Below are 5,480 nucleotides of genomic sequence, written 5' to 3' on the forward strand. Positions count from 1 at the left end.
TCGAGCTTGTGGACGGCAAAAATATAAAAAAAATGTAACCGCAACTTATAATTTAAAGAAAATATAGGCTGAAACATTTCCATACTCGATCTAAAAGAGAATCAGATCTAAAATCAATATAACCTACTAAATATTAGGTGTTTAAAATTATTCTAAATTTTTTATCATCAATGTAAAAGCAATTGAAATTTGACATACATTCGCCCGATTTTAAATTATATCACATAAAATGAAAAAACAATTTTTTGGTGCTTTCGCACTTGCTCTTATGGTTGCAACCATCTCTTGTACAGACAAGAAAGAAGATTCTACTGAAACTCCTATCTCTCCGGTAGCAACTCCGGTAGATGCTGAAGCTTCTCTAGATCAGGATTCAGAGACTACATCTGAAATGATGAGTTCTGAAGCTGCGATGGATACTACTGTAACTCCTGAAGCAACTTCTGAAGTTCCACAAATCTAAGAATATTACTTCCTAAGATTAAAGCCCTGTTTCCAGGGCTTTTTTATTTTAGATACTTAATGATAATTTAAAGAAGTCGTTAAACCGGAGAGATAATACCATTCGTAAGACATTTAGCCACAAGCTCGGTGGTGTTGGTGCATCCACTCTTGTTCAATAAATTTCTGCGATGAGTTTTAATAGTATGAGGAGATAAAAACAGTTGTTCTGCAATCTGTTCCGCATTTAAACCCTGGGCAAGATTTCGTACAATTTCCTTTTCTCGATTTGTAAACAGCTCACTCAAACTCTTCGGTCTGTTTTGAATAAGTTTAGCGTCAAACCTCCCACTGCTCACATCCACATTTAAATAATTTTCTCCTCCATCTAGATGAAGAAAAGAAGCATCTGTCGTGCTGGTTACCTTAAGGTGGGAAACATCTGTTTGTATACATAAAACATGTTCTGGGGAACCAGATTCATGCACGCTTAGAGGGATGGCCTGGTATAGCATGGTAAGAAAATTGCCGCTTTTATCTTCCATGCGGTATGAAAATAGGTTTTTATACTGCAGGACTTCAGACTTATTTAAATATCCCGTATAAAAATCACTAATTACCTTTCCCTTGAGATGTATGTGTTCCAATTCTTGAGGCAGAACAGTTTTCAGAAGATCCTGAAGCTCAATTTCACGCCCATTCGTATTGACGAATTGCTCTACAGAATCTGATATATACTCAAGTTTAAAATTATGAAGATTGACAATATATAGATAAGATCTTCCAAGGGAAAAGATGGAAGCGAAGCGTTTGAAATCGGTAGACAGCTTGAAAGGTCTGTATTCTCCAATATTATTTGAATAGACCTCTCTCCAGTAATCTGATATTTGCTGAAGATCTTTTTGCATTTGCCTATATTTGAGGCCTTAAATATAAACAAATCAATTTCAGTTAAATAGATCTATGAAAATGAAAAACCTTCGGTTTGATCCGAAGGTTTTAATATCATAAAAAAATAAGAGTTAAAGACTTATACTGAATGAATTGTACGACCTCAAAGAAATACAACACCAAAATTTTGACCCTACTCAAAATTTATCATCTTTCTTTAACAACTTAATAGTTTCAGAATACTAAAATAATTCTGATTAGCCTCAAAAGAAATACCACTATAGTGGTATTTTAGAATCTTCAGCTTCAACCTGAAAGAGGCCTAGCACCTTTGCAATTTTATGAATAAGTCGTATTTTCGAGGCCCTATAACTTCGTTTTTATGTCACAATTTTGGGTTTATTTCGAGCTTGGTTTAGATCACGTTTTAGATTGGCAGGCTTATGACCACGTTCTTTTTTTAGTTGTCCTGGTAGCCTCTTATGGTTTTACGACCTGGAAACGGGTGCTAGGCCTGGTAACTTTATTTACAGTTGGACATACTCTCGCATTGTTTCTTTCGGTTTACAAGATCCTTAAAGTAGATCCCAATTATGTAGAATTTCTAATTCCAGTTACGATTCTCGCTACTGCGATTTTCGATATTGCCACTGCTGGTAAAAAAGTTCGGAATACAAATTACAACCTTCTATATTTTACAACTGCCTTTTTCGGACTCGTCCATGGACTTGGTTTTTCTTCCTATTTTAAAATGATCGCTTCGGGTACTAGCAATAAATTCTGGCCATTAGTAGAGTTCGCGCTTGGAATCGAAGCTGCACAAATACTGGTAGTGCTGGCCGTGATGATCATTGGATTTGTTTGTCAGAACCTATTAAAAGTCTCCAAAAGGGACTGGATCATAGTTACTGCTTCTATCGTGATTGGAGTCATTTTACCAATTCTGCAGGAAACCTATCTCGCATTGTAGATTTAAACACTACGAATCATAAAGTTTCGCAATAATCTTTTAATTTGCAGGTAATTAATAATGCATTGCAAAGAGCTAGTGAATACCTATGAATCAGCAAAAACAACTCAAATTTGATCGGGCATATCTTCGTATCGCCCGGGAATGGAGCAAATTATCACATTGTAATAGAAAACAGGTTGGCGCGTTAATAGTTAAGGACAGAATGATCATTTCTGATGGCTACAATGGTACGCCAAGTGGATTTGAGAACTTTTGTGAAGATGATGAAGGCTACACGAAATGGTATGTCCTTCACGCTGAAGCAAACGCGATTTTAAAGGTAGCTGGTTCCACGCAGAGTTGTAAAGATGCCACTTTGTACATTACGATGTCACCTTGCAAGGATTGCAGTAAGCTTATACATCAATCCGGGATTAAACGCCTGGTTTATCAAATTGATTATAAAGACAATGCCGGGCTGGACTTTCTTCGGAAAGCTGGCGTTGAGCTGGAGCAGATCACTGAACTGGAAGAAAATTGAAAAAAAGAAATAAAATATATACCCCTTTACTTTTAAGTATCGCATGTGCTGCGGGATTGGTCCTGGGTGCGAGACTTAATTTTGATACCGGCGATGAATTATTCTCTGCCAATCCAAAAAAGCAGAAATTAAATCGCCTTATCGACTATATAGATTATGAATATGTTGATGATGTAAATACAGATAGCATCGTAGATATTACTGTCAATAAAATTCTTGAAAACCTGGATCCGCATTCGGTTTATATTCCGAAGGATGAGTATGCGAAAGTCAGCGAAAACATGAAAGGCGATTTCGTTGGAATTGGCGTAAGCTTTTACCAGGTGAACGATACTATCGTCGTCATACAGGCTCTTGAAGGTGGACCTAGTGCAAAGATTGGGATTCGCGGCGGAGACAGGATATTATATGCTAACGGGAAAGCTCTTTTCAAAAGCGATGTAACGGAAGACTCCGTCATAGCACAACTTAAGGGAAAGGAAAACTCAAAAGTTTCTTTAAAAGTTCTTCGGAAGGGAAGCGACGAGTTACTTACATTCAATGTAAGAAGAGGTGTTGTCCCCATAAAAAGCGTTGATGCCAGCTATATGCTTACCAAAGAGCTGGGCTATATAAAGATCGATCGTTTTTCTGAAACAACTTATGAAGAGTTTAGTGAAGCGATAAAGGATTTAAAAGCTGCTGGCGCCACACAAATCGCATTAGATTTAAGAGACAACCCTGGAGGATACCTTTCTGAAGCGATCAATATAGCCGATGAATTTATCAAGGACGACAAGCTCATTCTATTCACCAAGAATAAAAGTGGTTCCATTGAAGAAACCTTTGCTCAAAGAGAAGGGGAATTTGAAAACGGGAAAGTTTTTGTCCTTATCAATGAAAATTCAGCTTCCGCCAGTGAAGTAGTAGCCGGAGCCTTACAGGATAATGATGTAGGAACTATCGTTGGGCGTCGCTCCTATGGAAAAGGCCTGGTACAACGAGAAATGGAGCTAGGCGACGGTAGCGCTGTAAGACTTACCATTGCAAGGTATTACACTCCTACAGGAAGATCTATTCAGAAGCCATATGATAATGGAAACGAGTCCTACTTCAATGACTATATGGAAAGATATGAAAATGGAGAATTAAGTAGTCGGGATTCGATCGTTACCAATGACAGTCTGCGTTATGTAACTCCCGGTGGAAAAGTTGTTTATGGTGGCGGAGGGATCATCCCGGATATATTTGTTCCAAAAGATACGAACCTGGAAAAGGAAAAGCTCACCTTACTTTTAAGAGGTGGTTACATGAGCCGATTTATATTCGATCTTCTGGAAAAGGATCGGACATTTTACAACAGTATTACCAGGAAAAATTTCCGCGAAAAGATCGAAATCACAGATAAGATCATTTATGATTTTAATCGCTATCTAAAATATCAGAACATTGGTTTAGGAAATGTTAGTGCAGAGCGTAAGCCTATTTTAAAGAAATTTTTAAAGGCTGAAATTGCCCAGCAACTATTTGGCACTAATGTATTTGAACGGTATTTAAATGAAGATGATCGATTAATCGAGAAAATAATCCAGTTGTCGAGGGAAAAATAATATTTTAGGTCGCTCATGAATGAATTCCTGGAATATCTGTCAGCCATCTGGCCGCTTACCCCGTTACTGCTATTTATACTTGCAGTAACTTTCAGACTATTGGATAACAGTACTTCCCTATTTCTACAAAAAGATATACTTGTGAATCATTCCAATGTTTCAAGGGGATTGATGCGTGACGCCATGAAACACAATGAGGACGAACGCTTTAAGAGTAAGCTTAAAACCGCACTCATCTTTCGTAATCTGCATCACGGGCTTATGATTCTTGCCGCAATTACACTTCCAATAAGTTTGATCCTGTTCTTTCTACGCTAGCTTATCATGGATTTTGCTATGCTCACCGTTATTCCACTCAGTTAGAATATCGGTAGCAACCGCTGCACCACTTCCTGCTGCAATTGAATATTGACTACGCCAGCCTGCTAAAGTACCAGCCACATAAAGTCCCTTAACTACCAGATGATCTACATTCTTTAACTGAATTCGTTCTTTCTCTGCTATTGCTTTTTTATGTGGAACGACATACTCCTCCAATCCTTTAATTCGCATAGGACTCGTATAACCAGTAGCGATCACGATCCTTTCTGAAGTGTACACATTTTTGTTTGTAGTGAGCTGAAATCCTTCAGATAGAGACAAAATTTCTTTTGCTTTCTCCTTCGGAATAAGTTCTACATCTGGATAAAGTTTCTCTAAATGCAGGATACTTTTCTCAAGGAGTTCCTTACCATTGGTTCCGGGAGCTATTCCGAAGGCATTATTGAGCAAAGCCGAGTTTAGGTGAGAGTTCCTGTGATGTAACAAAATACCTACTTTTCGATTTAAAGCGTAAGGCTTCTCGAGAGCAGAACCAAGCACCAGTACACAGGAAATTCCTGCTACTCCAGCCCCAACGATTAGTACATCATAATGGAAATTACCCATGTTTTCTTGAAATCGTCCTGGAAACCAGAAGGATCGACATCAATATGATCACACAAAGACTTGCAAGAATAACGATAAGCGCATTTGCACTATCACCTTCAAGAAGAGCATTGAGATCAAGTGAACTTACGCTCACTCC

7 protein-coding genes are annotated in these 5,480 nt (G+C 38.0%); 5 read left to right on the forward strand and 2 right to left on the reverse strand.

The features are described from left to right. The first annotated feature begins 229 nt into the window (after positions 1-229). Positions 230-463 carry a hypothetical protein gene (locus ACNKXS_RS03455; protein WP_417919637.1) on the forward strand — a complete coding sequence of 78 codons (234 nt, stop codon included), beginning with the start codon at positions 230-232 and terminating at the stop codon, positions 461-463. Between the two features lie 79 nt (positions 464-542). Here ACNKXS_RS03455 and ACNKXS_RS03460 read toward each other — a convergent pair whose 3' ends face one another. Then, positions 543-1,349: a response regulator transcription factor gene (locus tag ACNKXS_RS03460; RefSeq protein WP_417919638.1), complete on the reverse strand. Its 807-nt coding sequence runs from the start codon at positions 1,347-1,349 to the stop codon at positions 543-545. 365 nt (positions 1,350-1,714) lie between these two features. On the opposite strand from ACNKXS_RS03460, the gene ACNKXS_RS03465 reads away from it, so the two are divergent. The 4 genes from ACNKXS_RS03465 to ACNKXS_RS03480 all read left to right on the forward strand — a co-directional run bounded on the left by ACNKXS_RS03465 (position 1,715) and on the right by ACNKXS_RS03480 (position 4,732). After that, positions 1,715-2,302: a HupE/UreJ family protein gene (locus ACNKXS_RS03465; RefSeq protein WP_141876212.1), complete on the forward strand. Its 588-nt coding sequence runs from the start codon at positions 1,715-1,717 to the stop codon at positions 2,300-2,302. Positions 2,303-2,390: 88 nt separating this feature from the next. Then, the gene (locus ACNKXS_RS03470) at positions 2,391-2,825 is read left to right on the forward strand and encodes a deoxycytidylate deaminase (RefSeq protein ID WP_141876213.1); all 435 of its coding nucleotides are present in this window, start codon (positions 2,391-2,393) and stop codon (positions 2,823-2,825) included. Continuing rightward, positions 2,822-4,414 carry a S41 family peptidase gene (locus tag ACNKXS_RS03475; RefSeq protein WP_417919639.1) on the forward strand — a complete coding sequence of 531 codons (1,593 nt, stop codon included), beginning with the start codon at positions 2,822-2,824 and terminating at the stop codon, positions 4,412-4,414. The genes ACNKXS_RS03470 and ACNKXS_RS03475 overlap by 4 nt, the downstream gene beginning before the upstream one ends. 15 nt (positions 4,415-4,429) lie before the next feature. Beyond that, the gene (locus tag ACNKXS_RS03480) at positions 4,430-4,732 is read left to right on the forward strand and encodes a hypothetical protein (protein ID WP_141876215.1); all 303 of its coding nucleotides are present in this window, start codon (positions 4,430-4,432) and stop codon (positions 4,730-4,732) included. On the opposite strand, the gene ACNKXS_RS03485 is transcribed toward ACNKXS_RS03480, so the two are convergent. Further along, entirely contained in the window at positions 4,724-5,341 is a 618-nt protein-coding gene (locus tag ACNKXS_RS03485; protein ID WP_417919640.1) for an FAD-dependent oxidoreductase, read from the reverse strand. The two genes, ACNKXS_RS03480 and ACNKXS_RS03485, sit on opposite strands and share 9 nt — an antisense overlap. Between the last annotated feature and the right edge of the window lie 139 nt (positions 5,342-5,480).

The organism is Christiangramia marina, assembly GCF_048285865.1.
GTDB classification, from domain to species: Bacteria; Bacteroidota; Bacteroidia; order Flavobacteriales; family Flavobacteriaceae; genus Christiangramia; species Christiangramia marina.